The sequence below is a fragment of the Lederbergia citrea genome (genome assembly GCF_018343525.1).
GTDB lineage: Bacteria > Bacillota > Bacilli > Bacillales > Bacillaceae_C > Lederbergia > Lederbergia citrea.
Genome location: NZ_JAGYPH010000003.1, coordinates 330,166 through 346,683 on the forward strand (window position 1 = coordinate 330,166; position 16,518 = coordinate 346,683).

Consider the following 16,518-nt stretch of genomic DNA (forward strand, 5'->3'; position numbering starts at 1 on the left):
ACAAAATTCGAGGCGTGCCTGTCACCGCCCGGATTTTGTCAAGATTAAGATGGATGGGAAGAGTATTCCTCTGATTAGGAATGTATCGAGTAGTATTCCCATTGCCATTGTGAATCCGAATAGGAAAAGTTCTTGTAAGGGCTGTGTCATCAATACGGCAAATGTTGCGGCTAGGATTAATCCTGCTGAAGAAATGACGCCACCTGTCACCGCTACGCCTTTGCCGACAGCTTCTTTCCACGGAAGTTTCTTCGCTTCTTCCCTAATTCGGGAAACGAGCATGATGTTGTAGTCAATTCCTAAAGCAACCATGAACACAAAGGTATACACAGGCAATCGATAGCTGATTGCATCATAGCCCATTAAATGATGGAAAATCCACCAGCCAAATCCAAGCGTAGCAAAATAGGATAGAAGAATCGATCCCATCATTAGGACTGGCATAAGAACTGACTTCGTTTGGAAACTAAGTATAATGGTTAGCAACACTATTACAAGTGAAAACAAGATAAGCATATCACGTTGATTCATCTGCTTCACATCAAGCTGACCTGCTGTTTGGCCCGCATAATGAAGATGAAATTCACTCGATGAGAATCCGCTGTCCACCAGCATCTGCTCCGAGGAATCCCGAAGCTTCTGGACAGTGTCTAACGCTTCCAATTCATATGGATTATCATCCAAAACTAATTGGAGTCTTACCACTTCTCCTTTTTTAGATAAAAAATTCCTCGGTAACTCCGTTTTATCCATAATCGCTGGAGTGACGGAACTGACACCGCTTTGATCTTCCAATCTTTTTCTAAGCTCATTTATTTTTCGTAAAAATGCTTCATTCGCATCGATTTTCTTGTCCGATTGTAAGATCACGGTCACTGGAGCCAATTGCCCCGCTTCATAATGATTTTCTAAAAGTTCGAAGCCTTGTCGTGAGGGCATATCTTCCGGAAATGAGTTTAATAAGTTAAACGAATACTTTATGGAAGAAAAATTGAATGCACCGATTAATAAAACGATTAGTAAAATACCTCCAAGTAGTCCGGGCCGTTTCATTACCTGCTTACTGATTTTCCCCCAAATTCCAGCTTTCCCCGCGCCAATTTTTTCAACCTTTGGTACAAACGGCCAGAAAGCTTTGCGGCCCATTAAAGCAAAAACACTTGGGATGAGCGTTATTCCGGCAAGTAAAATCACGACAACCGCTACCGAAAAAACTGGCGCAAAGTGATTATAAGGCTCAAAGATCGTAAAAAATAATGTCACCATCGCCAGAAGTACCGTGCCACCGCTAAACACAATCGGTTCAGATACATGGAACATCGCTTCTCCCATGGCTCCATATTTTGAATCTTGCTTGCTTAATTCCTCCCTATATCTCGAAAAGACAAAGAGGCTATAGTCCGTCAAGACTGCAAATAATAAGACAAGCATAATCGAGACCGCTGAACTATCAACAGCAAACCAATCATTTTTACCGGCCAAGCCTAAAATCCGATCGACGACTCCGTATACAATACCCGCAATCATCAACGGCGTTATCGCGAGTAAAGGAGAGCGATAGATGAAGATTAATATGATAAAAATCAACCCGACAGTCGCAAGCATTAAAACGAGATCGGCATTTTTAAATAACGTAATTGTATCAGCCGATATCCCCGCAGGTCCGGTGATTTCAAACTGCATGCCATCCATACCGAGCATTTTCACTTTATCCCTAATTTTCTCCATCGTGTCATTAGCCAAACCCGATTCCAACTCAGCTTCCAATGACAGATTAAACAGCAAGGTCGTCCCGTCTTTTGAAAACATTTGGTCTTGTACGGAAGAAGGAAATTGATGGAACGGCAAAGCACTTGTTATATGTTCGGGCTTTTGCTTAGAAGCAAGCCACTCACTCAATTCCGTAATTTTCTCCCGATCTTGCGCAGTTATTTTTCCGTCTCGATGAAAAACAAGCAATGCAGGCAAGCCTTCGTTAGCAGGAAATTGTTCTTTCAAAACTTGAGTGGCGATTTCCGAAGGGGTATCGCCGTTCACACTTCCCTCTTTACTATTACCGGCATATTCTTTTGCTGACGGGGCAAGCGCACTTAAAAGTACGACACCAAGCATCCACGCAACAAGAATGATTTTTGCTCCCTTTGGACTGCTTGAAAATCCAACTAGCTTTCTAAAAGGACGAAGCATACTATTCATCTCCTAAACAATCAATTTCTACATTCATTGTAGAAATCGAATATGAACGGAGTATGAATAGCAGATTACTTTACATATTCCCTAGCTTCCGTGCACTCCTCGCACTCATCTTCACATAGAAAATAATATGGATTTGTCTTTAACTCCGCGCTTGCCACCTCAATAACATCCTTCGCTTTCATGAACTGGCAAATACCACGTCCTATTTGCTGTACAGTAAGACAACCTTTTTCCTTAAGAAGGGATTCCATCTTTTTAAAATTTTGACAGCAATGATTGATGATTGGAACTTGTAGTTCCTCAACTTTTCCATTTTCAGAAATTAGCATCGTTGAATATGTTCTATACGGTACGTGATTTAATGATTCGGCTAAATGGATCGTCGTGTTGGAGTCATGGGAAACGCCGAGCAGGAGAACCCTCCCGTCTAGCTGATACACTTTTCCAATCGGACTTTTCATTCCTTCCGGTTCCTCCAAAGGATGTTCTGCGACAATTTCCTCCGCATGCTTCCCGATTGCTGCAAAGGCACTGCTCGGATGACTACTTCTATGGACCCCTGGCATTCTCCAAAAGGTTTCCGCAACAATCCCCATATCGTCGGTAGACGTTTCTTTAGGATCAAACACTTCTTCGCCGCTTGCCATCGATGGCATGACTAGCGTTCCGCTATCCCCCAAAACTTCTAATAAACTTTCTATCACTGCTTCTGGTCCTTCTTCTATGTAACCAATATTCTTCAGTGAAGTATGAACAACGAGAACCATTCCTTCTTTTATTCCAATCGCCTTAAACTCCTTTATGAGCTCTTCTTTCGTAAGCATATATATTCTCCTTTCATATACAATCATTATTTCGATAACAACCTCATCTTCTCCTCCAATGCCCATTTTTCAAAAAGACGTTGACATTTTTTCCTATTCGTTATATGGTTAATTACATAAGTAACTAACCAACATGGTGGTGAGGCAGTGAAAAATTTAATTGATGATGGCCGGCCTATATTTATCCAGATTGCAGAGCGCATTGAAGATGACATTATTGAAGGCGGGTTGCCAGAAGAATCGCAAGTTCCCTCAACGAATCAATTCGCCGCATTTTACAAAATCAATCCTGCAACAGCTGCAAAAGGCGTAAATTTGTTGGTGGATGAAGGCATTTTATATAAAAAGCGGGGGATTGGCATGTTTGTTTCCGAAGGAGCACGAATGAAAGTTATGGAAAAAAGGAAAGAACAGTTTTTCGAACAGTATGTAGTCACGATGATTCGCGAAGCGGAGAAACTTGGGATTACAGCTGACCAATTGACGGAAATGATCCGGAGAGGGGATAGCAAGCGATGAAAAATGTGATTGAAATCAAGCAGCTCGATAAATCGTACGGGAATTTTCACGCAATCCAGGACGTCAGTTTCTCCATTCAAGAAAATAAAATATATGGTCTACTCGGAAGAAATGGTGCGGGAAAAACGACGCTCATGAAAATGATTACGGCGCAAATTTTTCCGACAAGCGGCGATTTGAAAGTATTCGGAGAGGATCCATACGAAAATGCTAATGCGCTCAGCCAAATTTGCTTTATTAAAGAGAGCCAGAAATACCCGGATCAGTATAGTATCCTCGATATTTTAGAAGTGTCGAAATCAATTTTCCCAAATTGGGATACTGACTTTGCACATTCCCTAATAAAAGATTTCAATCTGCCTTTGAAACGGAAAATGAAGAAGCTGTCTCGTGGGATGCGTTCTGCTGTTGGGATTGTAGTTGGACTCGCAAGCCGCGCGCCGATCACTATTTTTGATGAACCATACTTGGGACTTGATGCAGTTTCCAGGGGGTTATTTTACGATCGGTTAATGGAGGATTATTCTGAATATCCCAGAACCGTCATCCTGTCCACGCATTTGATTGATGAAGTGAGCCGCTTGCTTGAGCATATTTTAGTCATCGACAACGGAAAGCTTATTATCGATCAAGAAGCCGAAGTATTGCGTGGAAAAGCATTTACAGTTACTGGGAAGTCTTCAAAGGTAGAAGCATTTCTCGTTGGTAAGGAAACAGTGCATCGCGAACCGTTCGGCGGATTGCTATCCGCCACTGTGATTCGGAGTGGCGCCGATCAAAAACTAGCGGAGGCAAGCGGACTTGAGATTTCGCCTGTTTCGCTGCAGCAGCTTGTCGTTCATTTGACAAATGGAAAATCCGAACATAAAGGGGCGATTGCGGAATGAATAGAGTTTCAGGTGTTATAAAACTTCATTATCGTGATAAATGGTCGTGGATGTATATTCCTGCTTTAATCCTTTTTTCTAGTTTTGCCGTTAATCTCATCATAAGTTTCTTGATTCCTAATCAAGACATTTATACAGGCGGTGTATCTTCAGTTTTTATTTTCATCTTTGTAGCAGGAATTCTGGTCGTGGCGCAAACCTTTCCTTTTGCTTTAGGAATATCAATCAGAAGAACTGATTATTTTATCGGGTCTGCAGCCGTAGGAACCATTGCCAGCATCCTATTTGGAAGTTTAATTTTCTTGATGGCACTTTTGGAAGAGCAGTCGAATGGCTGGGGCACTAGACTCCATTTTTTCCACTTGCCTTATGTAAATGACGGGACAGCTTTGGAGCAACTCAGTATATATATTATCTTATTTCTCTATATGTTCTCCCTTGGTTTTTTAATATCGAGCTTTGCGCGGCGCTTTGGCAAAAAAGGTATGTTCATTTCGTCGTTGGTCTTCCTGCTAGTTGGAAGCATTGCGGTCTTGCTCTTGCATCAATATGAAGCCTGGTGGAATATCTTCAGTTGGTTTGCTAGCCAAACAGCTGCACAACTTGCCTATTCGCTCATACCATTTGTACTAATCAATCTACTTGCATCGTATCTTTTCCTGCGTCGTGCAACGGTTTAACGTTAAAGGGTCTAGTTCGAATAAACAAAAAACGACTTGCCAATGCAAGTCGTTTTTTTGTTTATGCCAGAGACTTCTCGTACTCCGCGATCTTATCTTCCAATTGCAGTGTTAATGCAATTTCGTCCCAACCGTTCAAGAGCATTTGACGGCGGTATGGATCGACAGTGAAAGAATACATATCCCCATCTTCTGTTACAACCGTTTCTGTTTCGAGTGAAACGGTAATGTTCAATGCTTTTTCCTGCGATTTTTTCAGCAAATCTTCAACATCTGCTTCCGCTAACTGAATAGGAAGGATGCCATTTTTAAAACAGTTATTGTAAAATATATCAGCAAAGCTCATCGCAAGAACAACTCTAAACCCATAATCGCCAAGTGCCCATGGTGCGTGTTCGCGGGAAGAACCGCAGCCGAAATTGTCGCGAGCAATGAGAATTTCACTGTTTGCATATTCTGGCTTATTTAATTCAAAGTCAGCTCTTTCAACACCGTTATCGTCAAAGCGCCAGTGATAAAATAAGTATTTGCCAAAACCAGTTCGCTCAATTCGTTTTAAAAATTGCTTCGGAATGATTTGGTCTGTATCGACATTAGAACGATCTAACGGTGCAAGGACGCTCGTTACTTCTTTAATCGGTCTCATACAAGCGCCTCCTCTTGTTTAAATGTACGAACATCGACGAAGCGACCCGCAATTGCTGCAGCTGCGGCCATTGCCGGGCTTACTAAGTGTGTACGTGAACCATTGCCTTGGCGTCCTTCGAAGTTACGGTTCGATGTGGATGCACATCTCATGCCCGCAGGAACTTGGTCTGCGTTCATTGCGAGACACATACTGCATCCTGTTTCGCGCCATTCAAAACCAGCCTCAAGGAAAATTTTATCTAAGCCTTCTTCTTCTGCCATTGTTTTTACCGTTCTTGAACCAGGGACGATAATTGCATTTACGCCGGGACTTACTTTTTGACCTGCAACTACTTTCGAAGCTGCGCGTAAGTCTTCAATTCGGGAATTCGTACAAGAACCAATGAACACATATTGAATCTCTATATCGGTCATTTTCGTTCCGCCTTCTAGACCCATATAATGAAGCGCTTTTTCAATTTCCGCTTTTTCAGCTTCGGTTTTCGCATCTTCAGGACGCGGCACTACACCGTTCACACCTACACCCATGCCTGGGTTTGTTCCCCATGTAACGACTGGCTCAATTTCAGAAGCATCGATTTCGATTACTGCATCATATTTGGCATCCGGATCGGTAGCAAGACTACGCCATTCAGCTTTTAATTTTTCAAACTCTGCGCCTGCTGGTACATGTGGACGTCCTTCCAGATAAGAAAATGTTGTTTCATCCGGAGCGATTAAGCCCGCTTTTGCACCTGCTTCAATCGACATATTACAAACAGTCATGCGCTCTTCCATCGTTAAATTTCTAATCGCACTACCTGTATATTCAAAAATATGACCAGTACCAATATTAATGCCGTACTTTGCAATGATTGCTAAAATTAAGTCTTTTGATGTGACACCAGGACCTAATTCTCCGTTCACTTGCACTTGCATCGTTTTCGGTTTTGCTTGCCATAATGTTTGTGTGGAAAGGACATGTTCAACTTCACTCGTACCAATCCCAAATGCCAAGGCACCCATTGCACCATGTGTCGATGTATGGCTATCACCGCACACAATCGTTTTCCCTGGTTGCGTCAAACCTAGTTCAGGTCCAATAACGTGGACAATTCCTTGATCTGGATGCCCCATCCCTGCTAAAGGTACACCAAATTCAGCACAGTTTTTTTCCAATGTTGTCATTTGCTTCTCAGAAATCGGATCAGTAACAGCTTCATTTAAACGCGTCGGCACGTTATGATCCATTGTCGCAAATGTTAAATCAGGCCTGCGCACTTTTCTGCCGTTCAACCGCAAGCCCTCAAATGCTTGCGGAGATGTCACTTCATGGACGAGATGAAGATCGATATACAGCAAATCCGGCTTGCCTTCTTCTTCATGCACGACATGTTTATCCCAAATTTTTTCGATAATCGTTTTGCCCATCTTTCTCCACCTCACACATACGCTGACAAAATATTGTCTGCAATCAATTCACATTCAATTTCATTGATGATTTTTTCCGTCATTTCACGTGTTGATAAAACTTTTCGGCCAATATTTTTAAATTCATTTGTGCAATAGCCATCTTCAAGTACACTTTTCACTGCTTTTTCTACTGCACTTGCTTCCTGCTCCATTCCAAACGAGCTGCGAAGCATCATTGCGGCTGATAAAATAGCACCGATTGGATTGGCAATGTTTTGCCCGGCAATATCCGGTGCAGATCCGTGGATCGGTTCATACATTCCAAAGCCATCTGCACGAAGACTGGCTGACGGAAGCATGCCCAATGATCCGGTAATGACAGAAGCCTCGTCGCTTAAAATATCACCAAACATATTCTCAGTTACGACCACGTCAAATGCTGCCGGATAAGTAATTAATTTCATCGCTGCTGCATCAACGAGCATATGCTCATACTCGACTTCAGGATAATTTTCGGCTACTTCCTCGACTATTTTCCGCCACAATTTACTGGACTCAAGCACGTTGGCTTTATCTACTGACGTGACTTTATTTCTGCGCTGCTTCGCTAATTCAAAAGCATGAATGACTACTCGCTCAATTTCTTCGCGTGCATAAACAAGTGTATCGACTGCTTTTTCATTATCATGGAAGCTCGGCTCACCGAAATAAAGTCCTCCCGTCAATTCTCGGACAATCATCATGTCCACGCCTTCTGCCACTTCTTCCTTCAAAGGAGAAACAGCCAGCAAGCTCTTGAATGCTTGCACTGGCCGGAGATTCACACTTAATTCAAAGTGCTTGCGAATTTGAAGAAGCCCTCTTTCCGGTCGAAGATGGGAAGGATGATTATCCCATGCCGGACCACCGACCGCACCAAGGAGAATCGCATCACTCTCTTCACAGATTTTGATCGTTTCCTCAGGTAAAGGCTGACCGGCTTTATCGACGGCTTCCCCTCCGAGTAAGCCGTTTACCCATTCAAACTCATGATGAAAGCGGCGGCCGATTGAATCCAATACAGCCGTTGCCGCATCTGTCACTTCCTTACCAATTCCGTCCCCGCGCAACACAGCTACTCGTTTCTTCATCTCCATATCCTCCTTTTTCGACAGGTGACAGGCACCACCCGAATTTTGTCGAAAATTCTTAAAACTCACCTGATTATTTATACTGTTTTCATTAGTTGTTTTATTTGGGTTTGCAGTAAACTGCGGTTAATTGCGTTTAGGTAGCCTTTGGCTGATGCTTCTAGTACGTCCTGTGCCGAATCTCTGCCTGTCAGTTCATCGCCATTTAAAGTTAAGTTGATGACTGCTTCAGCGAGTGCATCTCTTCCTTTTCCAATCGATGACACTCGGTAATCTAATACATGGACCTTGCCGTCGACAACTTTCTCTAAAGCATTGAAAATAGCTTCGACACTTCCGGCTCCAGGTGATGTTTCCGCAACAGCCGTGCCATCTGGTATTTTGACGTTTACAGTTGCTGAAGGAGTGTTTGCTGTTTCGTATCGAACTTCAACGGATTCGAGCTCATACATTGCAGCATCCGTTTCCTTCAACTGTTGATTTGTTAAAATCGTCCACAAATCTTCATTTGTTATTTCTTTCTTGCGATCTGCTAGTTTCTTGAATTCCTTGAATGCGCTGTTCAATGCTTCTTGATCTAATTCAAAGCCCATTGTTTTCGCCCGGTCTTGGAATGCATGGCGTCCTGAATGTTTGCCAAGCACTAAGTTATTCGATGTTTCCCCGATTAATTCCGGAGTGATGATTTCATATGTTGTTGGTTCTTTAAGCACACCATCTTGATGAATACCAGATTCGTGGGCAAAAGCATTTTTACCAACAACGGCTTTATTCGCCTGCACCGCCATCCCTGTCAATTTGCTGACAAGCTGGCTTGTGCGCTTAATTTCGTTTAGCGCCAAGTTCGTTTCGATATTATAAAAGTCTTTTCTCGTATAAAGAGCGACTCCGACTTCTTCCAAAGCGACATTTCCAGCTCTTTCACCAATTCCGTTAATTGTTCCTTCCACTTGATCTGCCCCGTTTTCTATTGCAGCAAGGGTATTTGCGACAGCCATTCCAAGGTCATTATGGCAGTGTGCAGATAACTTCGCTTCCTCAATATTCGGAACATTTTCTTTCAAATAGCGGAAAAGTGACCCGTATTCCTGCGGTGTTGCATATCCGACCGTATCAGGAATGTTGATAACTGATGCACCTGCTAGAATGGCCTGTTCGACGATCTGAGCAAGAAAGGCGCGGTCAGAGCGGAAGGCATCTTCGGCGGACCACTGAACAATCGGGAAATACTGCTTTGCATATTTAATCATTTCAACCGCTGTTTGCACAACTTGTTCAGGTGTTTGCTTTAATTTATACGTCATATGGATAGGTGAAGTGGCAAGAAATATATGGAGCCTAGGGCATTCTGCCACTTTCAACGCTTCCCATGCAGCGTCAACATCGGCTTTGACACAGCGTGCAAGCCCTGTAACGGACGAAGTTTTTATTGTGGAGGCAATTTTCTTCACAGCATCAAGATCACCCGGAGAGGCGGCGGGAAATCCCGCCTCCATTACATCCACTCCGAATCTTTCAAGCTGTTTGGCGATCTCGAGTTTTTCAGCCGTATTTAAATTAACGCCAGCTGACTGCTCTCCATCGCGCAAAGTGGTATCAAAGATGTCAATTTTTCGCACTTGCGACCACTTCCTTGTTCGCTTGTTTTTTGCCAGCTTTTACAAACGGCATCATTTCGCGAAGCTCTTGACCTACTTTCTCGATTAAATGTTCGCTTTCACGTTGGTTGATTGCATTAAATTCTGGTCTGTTTAATTGGTTCTCCAGCAACCAGCCTTTTGCAAATTTACCAGTTTGGATGTCATCCAAGATATCTTTCATGCGTGCTTTCGTATCAGCGTCAACAACACGTGGTCCGGAAACGAAATCTCCCCATTGTGCTGTATCAGAGATGGAGTAGCGCATTCCTGCAAGACCATCTTCGTACATTAGGTCAACGATCAATTTCAATTCATGCAAGCACTCGAAGTAAGCAACCTCTGGTTGGTATCCTGCTTCAACAAGCGTTTCGAAACCAGCTTTTACAAGAGCAGTTGTTCCTCCGCAAAGTACTGCTTGCTCTCCGAATAGATCTGTTTCTGTTTCTTCCTTGAAAGTTGTTTCCAATACACCTGCACGCGCGCTTCCGATTCCTTTTGCGTAAGCCAATGCAGTTTCTCTAGCATTGCCAGAAGCATCTTGGTAAATGGCGAACAATGCCGGTACGCCTGCACCTTGTTCGAATGTACGTCTTACAAGATGTCCAGGACCTTTTGGAGCAACTAGGAATACGTCAACGTTTGAAGGTGGTACGATTTGGCTGAAATGTACGTTAAAGCCATGCGCAAATACTAATGATTTACCTTCTGTAAGCTCGGGTTTTACTTCGTTTTCATAAACAGCAGTTTGTCTTTCATCCGGAAGCAAGATCATGATGATATCAGCTTGGGCACTTGCTTCTCTAACGGAATATACTTCATGTCCGTCTTCAACTGCTTGATCATAAGATTTTCCTGGTCTTACTCCGACAACAACGTCAAAACCGTTATCTTTCAAGTTGCTTGCATGTGCATGACCTTGTGAACCGTAACCTAGTACTGCAATTTTCTTCCCTTGTAGTTCCTGTTCATTGATTTCATTGTTGTAATATACTTTTGCCATTTTCATCCATCTCCTCTTTTATAATTGTAAAATTGATAGTTGTGGTGTTTCTGGTTTTTGCTGTTCTCGAACGAAGGCCGTTACCCCTGTTCTAGATATATCTTTAATGCCATAAGGCTTCAGCAAATCAATAAATGCTTCTACTTTTGTTGGTTCTCCTGTGATTTGCACAGTGACCATGTTCTTGCCCATATCAATAACGGTTGCCCTAAATGGTTCGATGATGCTGTATACTTCGCTGCGAACCGACGGCGGGCAAGCCACTTTGACGAGTGCCAATTCCCGAGTAACAATTGATTTATCGGTAATATCGGTCACCTTGATTACATCGATTTGTTTCTGTAGCTGTTTAAGTAACTGCTCCATTTTTGCCGGATCTTCCATCGGCACGATGAACGTCATTTTTGAAATCGCTGGGTTTCCAGTTGGCCCAACTGTGATGCTTTCGATATTAAATTGCCTTTTGGCGAATAATCCGGTTATTCGGTTCAACACTCCACTGTTATTGTTGACTGTGACAGTAACAACCCGTTTCATTCTCCCACCCCAATCATTTCATGCAGTCCTTTACCTGGAGCAACCATCGGATATACGTTTTCCTTTTGAACAACCCGACAATCAATTAAAACTGGCTCCGGTAAATTAAAAGCTTCTTCAAACACCGCTCTTGCTTCTTCTTCTGTTGATGCTCGGTAACCTCTAATTCCGTAGGCCTCGGCTAATTTTACAAAATCAGGCTGTTCAGGGATTAAAGAATGAGAATAGCGCTCTTCGTAAAAAGTTTCTTGCCATTGACGGACCATTCCTAAACATTGATTATTCAGAATAACTACTTTAACTGGTAAATTAAGTTCCTTGATAACGGATAATTCCTGCAGCGTCATTTGAAAGCCGCCATCACCGGTTACTGCTATAACTGTTTTTTCCAGATCAGCCAGTTGTGCGCCGATTGCCGACGGAAAACCAAAGCCCATCGTGCCAAGTCCGCCTGAGGTTACCCAGTTATCAGGACCGTTAAAGCCATAATACTGTGCAGCCCACATTTGATGCTGTCCAACGTCTGTTGTGACAATTGCATCTCCACCAGTTAATTCATGAATCATTTGAATGACGTGTGGTGAAGATAGTGAACCTTCATCTGAGACAGGTGTTTTAAATGGATATTTCTCTTTACTTTCCTGCAATTGCTCTGTCCATTCTGAAATATCTGGGAGATCTACCTCCAGCTTCAGAAGCTCTTTCAGAACCGCCTTCGCGTCACCGACAATTGGGACGGCTGTTGGAACATTTTTACCGATTTCAGCAGGATCAATATCGATATGGGCAACGGTGGCATTCGGTGCAAAATGCTGTAAATTACCTGTCAAACGGTCATCAAAACGTGCGCCAATATTAATGAGTAAATCACATTCCGTAATTGCCGTATTAGATGTGTAGGTCCCATGCATTCCCGCCATTCCTAAAAACTGCGGATGGTCGCCAGGAATCGTTCCTAAGCCGAGCAGTGTGTTCGTAATCGGAAATCCAGTCTTCTCGACAAATTCTTTTAAATAATCAGACCCTTTTGCAAATAAGACGCCTGCACCGGCAAGAATCAATGGCTTTTTGGCGTTTTCCATCTCTCTTGCAAGCTTTTGGATCTGCAAATAATTCGGTTGCGTTGTCGGCTGATATCCAGGTAAATTGATTGGAGAATCCGGATAGATTTCCGCTGCCTGCTGTGCAATATCTTTCGGAATATCGATGAGCACCGGCCCTTTACGTCCTGTCGAAGCAATATAGAATGCTTCTTTGATAATTCTGCCAAAGTCCTCAAGCTTTTTGACTTGATAGTTGTGTTTTGTGATTGGCATTGTTATACCGATGATGTCAGATTCTTGGAATGCATCTGTACCAAGCGCAGAGCTTGCGACCTGACCTGTAAAAACGACAAGAGGCAAAGAATCCATCATTGCGTCTGCAATTCCAGTCACTAAGTTCGTTGCACCTGGTCCAGAAGTGGCGATTACGACCCCCGGCTTACCAGTAACCCTTGCATATCCTTCTGCAGCATGGATAGCTCCTTGCTCATGCCTTGTTAACACATGCCTAATTGGATTTCTGTGCAATGCATCATAAATCGGCAGCGCAGCTCCTCCTGGATAACCGAAAATTATTTCGACGTTCTCTTTTTGCAGTGCCTCAATGAAAAGGTCTGCTCCAGTTTTCACTTGTTCTTTTACGGCCGTGTCTGACATTTGGTTACTCGTTTCCGTCGGGATACCCATACTCACTGCATAACGCCTTCCTTTCAATATTCATTTTTTTAAACATATAACATTTCAACGATTTAATGCATTAATCTGATAAATTAAATTTTCGTTATTGTCTGCATCGAGGATCCAGATTTTCTATTGCGCTTCCGCTATTCCATAAAAAAAAGCCTTTTCAGCCCACACAAAAGGAGAACCTTTTATGCAGGGATGAAAAAGCTTCATGGTACCACCCTACTTCTCAGTGAACATATCTTCACCGACTCACGAGCGGCGGCTAGCCGCTCATTGATAACGGGAACTTTTAAGATAAAATCCCCGTGAACCTATAATCGCTTTCGCTTTCAAGGTTCCTGCTCTAAGGTGATGTCGTAAATGGCTGCATTGCCGGTTTCCAGCAGTTCCGGCTCTCTGGTTAATGCAGTTCCCCAATTACTTTTTCCTTATCATTGCTTTTACTGAAGGTATTCAAAAAGTACGGTTTATCCTCCTTTTTGAATACGCATTTTATTATATTTTCATTACTCCGCCAGTGCTGGCAGATGTGACAAGTTTTGAGTATCTGGCTAAATAGCCTTTTTTAATTTTCGGTTCAAATGGCTGTAATTTCGACTGGCGCTCAGCTAAAACTTCATCTTCTACAAGCAGGTTAATCGTACGGTTGATTAAGTCGATGGAGATTTCGTCGCCGTTTTCAACGAGAGCGATCGGTCCGCCTTCTGCTGCTTCTGGTGAAATATGTCCGATTGAAATACCTCTTGATGCCCCGGAGAATCTTCCATCAGTAATGAGCGCGACTTTCGTTCCAAGTCCTCTGCCAGCAATAGCTGCCGTTGGTCCAAGCATTTCCGGCATTCCGGGTCCGCCTTTCGGACCTTCGTAGCGGATAACGACTACATGGCCTTCTTTTACAGTTCCATCATTAATTCCTTGTTGTGCGTCTTCTTGTGATTCAAAGACAATTGCACTTCCGTTAAATGTCTGGATGGATGGGTCGACCGCCCCCACTTTGATGACTCCTCCGTCTGGTGCCAAGTTTCCATATAAGACGGATAGGCCGCCCACCGGGCTATATGGATTCTCTCTTGGTCTGATCACTTCAGGATTTGTAATCACATGATCTTTCACATTTTCATAGACTGTTTTACCTGTGATTGTCATTCGGTCGCTCTCAACAGCACCAATTTCACATAATTCACGAATGATGGCACTTATTCCACCTGCATTGTGAACATCTTGCATTGTATAATCTGATGCCGGAGCAATTTTAGCTAAGTAAGGGACACGTTCCGCCACTTTGTTAATACGAGATAAATCATAGTCGATTCCAGCTTCATGAGCGATGGCCAATGTGTGGAGAACAGTATTCGTAGAACCACCCATAGCCATGTCCAAAGCAAAAGCATCATCGATTGTTTGATCTGAGATCAGATCTAGTGGTTTAACATCTTCTTTTACCATTCTGACCAAATGCTGTGCTGCTTCTTTAATTAAACGATGACGTTCATTTGATGTTGCAACAATCGTCCCGTTCCCTGGTAGTGCCACTCCGAGCATTTCCATCAATGAATTCATTGAGTTGGCTGTGAACATTCCTGAACACGATCCGCATGTTGGACACGCGTTTTGCTCGATGTCGAGCAGCTTTTCTGCTGTCATTTTTCCCGAATGATAAGCGCCGACCCCTTCAAAAACGGATGTGAGTGTAAGTGGCTCACCTTCTGAAGATACGCCGCCTTCCATCGGTCCACCTGAAACGAAAACGGATGGGACATTCGTTCTATATGCTGCCATCAACATGCCAGGGGTGATCTTGTCACAGTTCGGGATGTAGAAAACTCCGTCAAACCAGTGAGCGTTAATCACTGTTTCTGCAGCATCAGCGATGAGCTCTCGGCTCGGCAGTGAGTAGCGCATTCCAATATGCCCCATTGCAATTCCGTCATCGACGCCAATAGTATTGAACTCGAATGGAACTCCACCCGCTTCCCAAATCGCTTCTTTTACGATGTCTGCAAATTCTCGCAAGTGCTTATGTCCTGGTATGATATCAATATATGAGTTACATACTCCGATAAATGGTTTTTCTAAATCTTTCGTCTTAACACCTGTTGCATATAACAAACTGCGGTGCGGGGCACGATCGATCCCCTTTTTTATCATATCGCTTCGCATTTTACCTCTCCTGTATCCATATTAGCTGATGTTGTACAATGATTAGCTGACATTCAATGTTTGGTCGTATATTTTAACCCCGTCGTTCTGGGTTAGCTCACGGAAGCTGTCAAGCAAGTCCTGTGTAACGGGACCCGGTTTACCTTCACCAATGACGCGACCATCCACCTTCTTCACCGCAATCACTTCTGCAGCTGTCCCAGTTAAGAAAACTTCATCTGCTGTGTATACGTCATGCCTTGTGAAAACAGCCTCTGCAACTTCATAACCTTTTTCTCGGGCGAGATCTAAAATTGCATTTCTCGTTATTCCTACAAGGGCGCCAACATGTCCTGGCGGTGTTAATAGTTTATTATTTTTAACTATGAATATATTATCTGCTGAACCTTCAGCTACATATCCCTGGTCGTTTAGCATTAAAGCTTCAGGTACCCCAGCAAGATTCGCTTCAATTTTCACTAAAATATTATTTAAGTAATTCAGGGATTTAACCATTGGACTGAGCACATCTGAGCGGTTGCGCCTTGTGGCTACCGTGACAATTTCCAGCCCTGTTTCGTAAAGTTCTTTTGGAAAAATCCTGAGCGGCTCGGCGATTGCAATAACTGTCGGCATCTCACACGAAAATGGACTTAAACCCAAATCCCCGACCCCACGAGATACGACGAGGCGAATGTAGCCATCTTGCAAATGATTCTGTCGGAGTGTTTCAACAACAATTGCTGTCATCTCCTCTTTCGTGTAAGGAATGGTTAACATAATAGATTTCGCCGAGTCATATAAACGAGTTAAATGCTCGTCTAAGCGAAATACATTCCCGCTGTAAGCACGAATTCCTTCGAAGACCCCATCTCCGTATAGGAATCCATGATCATACACCGACACAACGGCTTCTTGCTTTTTTACGAACTTGCCGTTTAGGAAGATCAATTGTTCACTCATCACTATTCGCCCCTCTCGTTAATTATTTGTATTTTCAAGTTTTTGATTTATTAAATTGTTCTCAATGATACCTTGGTATGACTGAAACGTCAATACATTTTCAGAATGTTTTATCAGTTGGAAAAAGTCCATTTATTTTGTATCCGTTTTCATTGCGATTGTACCAAGCTTTATTAAAATTCAAAAAAATTTCAAAGTTTTAATGAATCACAAATCTCTTAGAAAAAGCAGGA

General features: G+C 43.0%; 14 protein-coding genes. 3 read left to right on the plus strand and 11 right to left on the minus strand.

From position 1 onward, the window contains the following. Positions 1–21: 21 nt before the first annotated feature. The gene (locus KHA88_RS16140; protein WP_213122495.1) at positions 22–2,187 is read right to left on the minus strand and encodes an MMPL family transporter; all 2,166 of its coding nucleotides are present in this window, start codon (positions 2,185–2,187) and stop codon (positions 22–24) included. A gap of 74 nt (positions 2,188–2,261) precedes the next feature. Then, positions 2,262–3,086: an AAC(3) family N-acetyltransferase gene (locus tag KHA88_RS16145; protein ID WP_213122496.1), complete on the minus strand. Its 825-nt coding sequence runs from the start codon at positions 3,084–3,086 to the stop codon at positions 2,262–2,264. An 81-nt stretch (positions 3,087–3,167) separates the two neighbouring features. Here KHA88_RS16145 and KHA88_RS16150 point away from each other — a divergent pair, with 81 nt between their 5' ends. Genes KHA88_RS16150 through KHA88_RS16160 form a run of 3 tightly spaced genes read left to right on the plus strand, consistent with a single transcriptional unit; the run spans position 3,168 to position 5,106 of the window. After that, positions 3,168–3,539, plus strand: a complete 372-nt coding sequence (locus KHA88_RS16150) for a GntR family transcriptional regulator (RefSeq protein ID WP_213108334.1) — start codon at positions 3,168–3,170, stop codon at positions 3,537–3,539. After that, the gene (locus tag KHA88_RS16155; protein ID WP_213122497.1) at positions 3,536–4,426 is read left to right on the plus strand and encodes an ABC transporter ATP-binding protein; all 891 of its coding nucleotides are present in this window, start codon (positions 3,536–3,538) and stop codon (positions 4,424–4,426) included. The genes KHA88_RS16150 and KHA88_RS16155 overlap by 4 nt, the downstream gene beginning before the upstream one ends. After that, positions 4,423–5,106, plus strand: coding sequence for a hypothetical protein (locus tag KHA88_RS16160; RefSeq protein ID WP_213122498.1), 684 nt, complete (start codon positions 4,423–4,425; stop codon positions 5,104–5,106). The genes KHA88_RS16155 and KHA88_RS16160 overlap by 4 nt, the downstream gene beginning before the upstream one ends. Positions 5,107–5,167: 61 nt before the next feature. Here the strand turns inward: KHA88_RS16160 and leuD are convergent, their stop codons facing one another. The 9 genes from leuD to ilvE form a co-directional block, all read right to left on the minus strand. After that, positions 5,168–5,752 (minus strand): 3-isopropylmalate dehydratase small subunit, encoded by a 585-nt coding sequence (gene leuD / locus KHA88_RS16165; RefSeq protein ID WP_213122499.1) that lies wholly within the window; start codon positions 5,750–5,752, stop codon positions 5,168–5,170. Continuing rightward, a complete protein-coding gene (leuC, locus tag KHA88_RS16170; RefSeq protein WP_213108336.1) occupies positions 5,749–7,164 on the minus strand; it encodes a 3-isopropylmalate dehydratase large subunit in 1,416 nt (471 codons plus the stop codon). The genes leuD and leuC overlap by 4 nt, the downstream gene beginning before the upstream one ends. An 11-nt stretch (positions 7,165–7,175) precedes the next feature. After that, on the minus strand, positions 7,176–8,276 hold the full coding sequence (leuB, locus tag KHA88_RS16175) for a 3-isopropylmalate dehydrogenase (RefSeq protein WP_213099140.1): 1,101 nt from the start codon (positions 8,274–8,276) through the stop codon (positions 7,176–7,178). Positions 8,277–8,353: 77 nt separating this feature from the next. Further along, the gene (locus tag KHA88_RS16180; protein WP_213122500.1) at positions 8,354–9,895 is read right to left on the minus strand and encodes a 2-isopropylmalate synthase; all 1,542 of its coding nucleotides are present in this window, start codon (positions 9,893–9,895) and stop codon (positions 8,354–8,356) included. Then, positions 9,882–10,916, minus strand: a complete 1,035-nt coding sequence (gene ilvC, locus KHA88_RS16185; protein ID WP_213099138.1) for a ketol-acid reductoisomerase — start codon at positions 10,914–10,916, stop codon at positions 9,882–9,884. Before ilvC ends, KHA88_RS16180 begins: the two co-directional genes overlap by 14 nt. A gap of 18 nt (positions 10,917–10,934) precedes the next feature. Continuing rightward, entirely contained in the window at positions 10,935–11,453 is a 519-nt protein-coding gene (gene ilvN / locus KHA88_RS16190; protein ID WP_213099137.1) for an acetolactate synthase small subunit, read from the minus strand. Next, entirely contained in the window at positions 11,450–13,183 is a 1,734-nt protein-coding gene (ilvB, locus tag KHA88_RS16195; protein WP_213122501.1) for an acetolactate synthase large subunit, read from the minus strand. Before ilvB ends, ilvN begins: the two co-directional genes overlap by 4 nt. Before the next feature lie 495 nt (positions 13,184–13,678). Beyond that, entirely contained in the window at positions 13,679–15,343 is a 1,665-nt protein-coding gene (gene ilvD / locus KHA88_RS16200; protein WP_213099135.1) for a dihydroxy-acid dehydratase, read from the minus strand. A 42-nt stretch (positions 15,344–15,385) separates the two neighbouring features. Next, a complete protein-coding gene (gene ilvE / locus KHA88_RS16205) occupies positions 15,386–16,285 on the minus strand; it encodes a branched-chain-amino-acid transaminase (RefSeq protein WP_213099134.1) in 900 nt (299 codons plus the stop codon). Positions 16,286–16,518 lie beyond the last annotated feature (233 nt).

What these genes read in the sequence shown, in the direction of transcription:
- KHA88_RS16160 (WP_213122498.1), top strand. Translation starts at nt 4,423, where the DNA reads ATGAATAGAGTTTCAGGTGTTATAAAACTTCATTATCGTGATAAATGG.
- ilvB (WP_213122501.1), bottom strand. Translation starts at nt 13,183, where the DNA reads ATGGGTATCCCGACGGAAACGAGTAACCAAATGTCAGACACGGCCGTA.
- ilvE (WP_213099134.1), bottom strand. Translation starts at nt 16,285, where the DNA reads ATGAGTGAACAATTGATCTTCCTAAACGGCAAGTTCGTAAAAAAGCAA.
- leuC (WP_213108336.1), bottom strand. Translation starts at nt 7,164, where the DNA reads ATGGGCAAAACGATTATCGAAAAAATTTGGGATAAACATGTCGTGCAT.
- ilvD (WP_213099135.1), bottom strand. Translation starts at nt 15,343, where the DNA reads ATGCGAAGCGATATGATAAAAAAGGGGATCGATCGTGCCCCGCACCGC.
- KHA88_RS16155 (WP_213122497.1), top strand. Translation starts at nt 3,536, where the DNA reads ATGAAAAATGTGATTGAAATCAAGCAGCTCGATAAATCGTACGGGAAT.
- leuB (WP_213099140.1), bottom strand. Translation starts at nt 8,276, where the DNA reads ATGAAGAAACGAGTAGCTGTGTTGCGCGGGGACGGAATTGGTAAGGAA.
- leuD (WP_213122499.1), bottom strand. Translation starts at nt 5,752, where the DNA reads ATGAGACCGATTAAAGAAGTAACGAGCGTCCTTGCACCGTTAGATCGT.
- KHA88_RS16140 (WP_213122495.1), bottom strand. Translation starts at nt 2,187, where the DNA reads ATGCTTCGTCCTTTTAGAAAGCTAGTTGGATTTTCAAGCAGTCCAAAG.
- ilvC (WP_213099138.1), bottom strand. Translation starts at nt 10,916, where the DNA reads ATGGCAAAAGTATATTACAACAATGAAATCAATGAACAGGAACTACAA.
- KHA88_RS16145 (WP_213122496.1), bottom strand. Translation starts at nt 3,086, where the DNA reads ATGGGCATTGGAGGAGAAGATGAGGTTGTTATCGAAATAATGATTGTA.
- ilvN (WP_213099137.1), bottom strand. Translation starts at nt 11,453, where the DNA reads ATGAAACGGGTTGTTACTGTCACAGTCAACAATAACAGTGGAGTGTTG.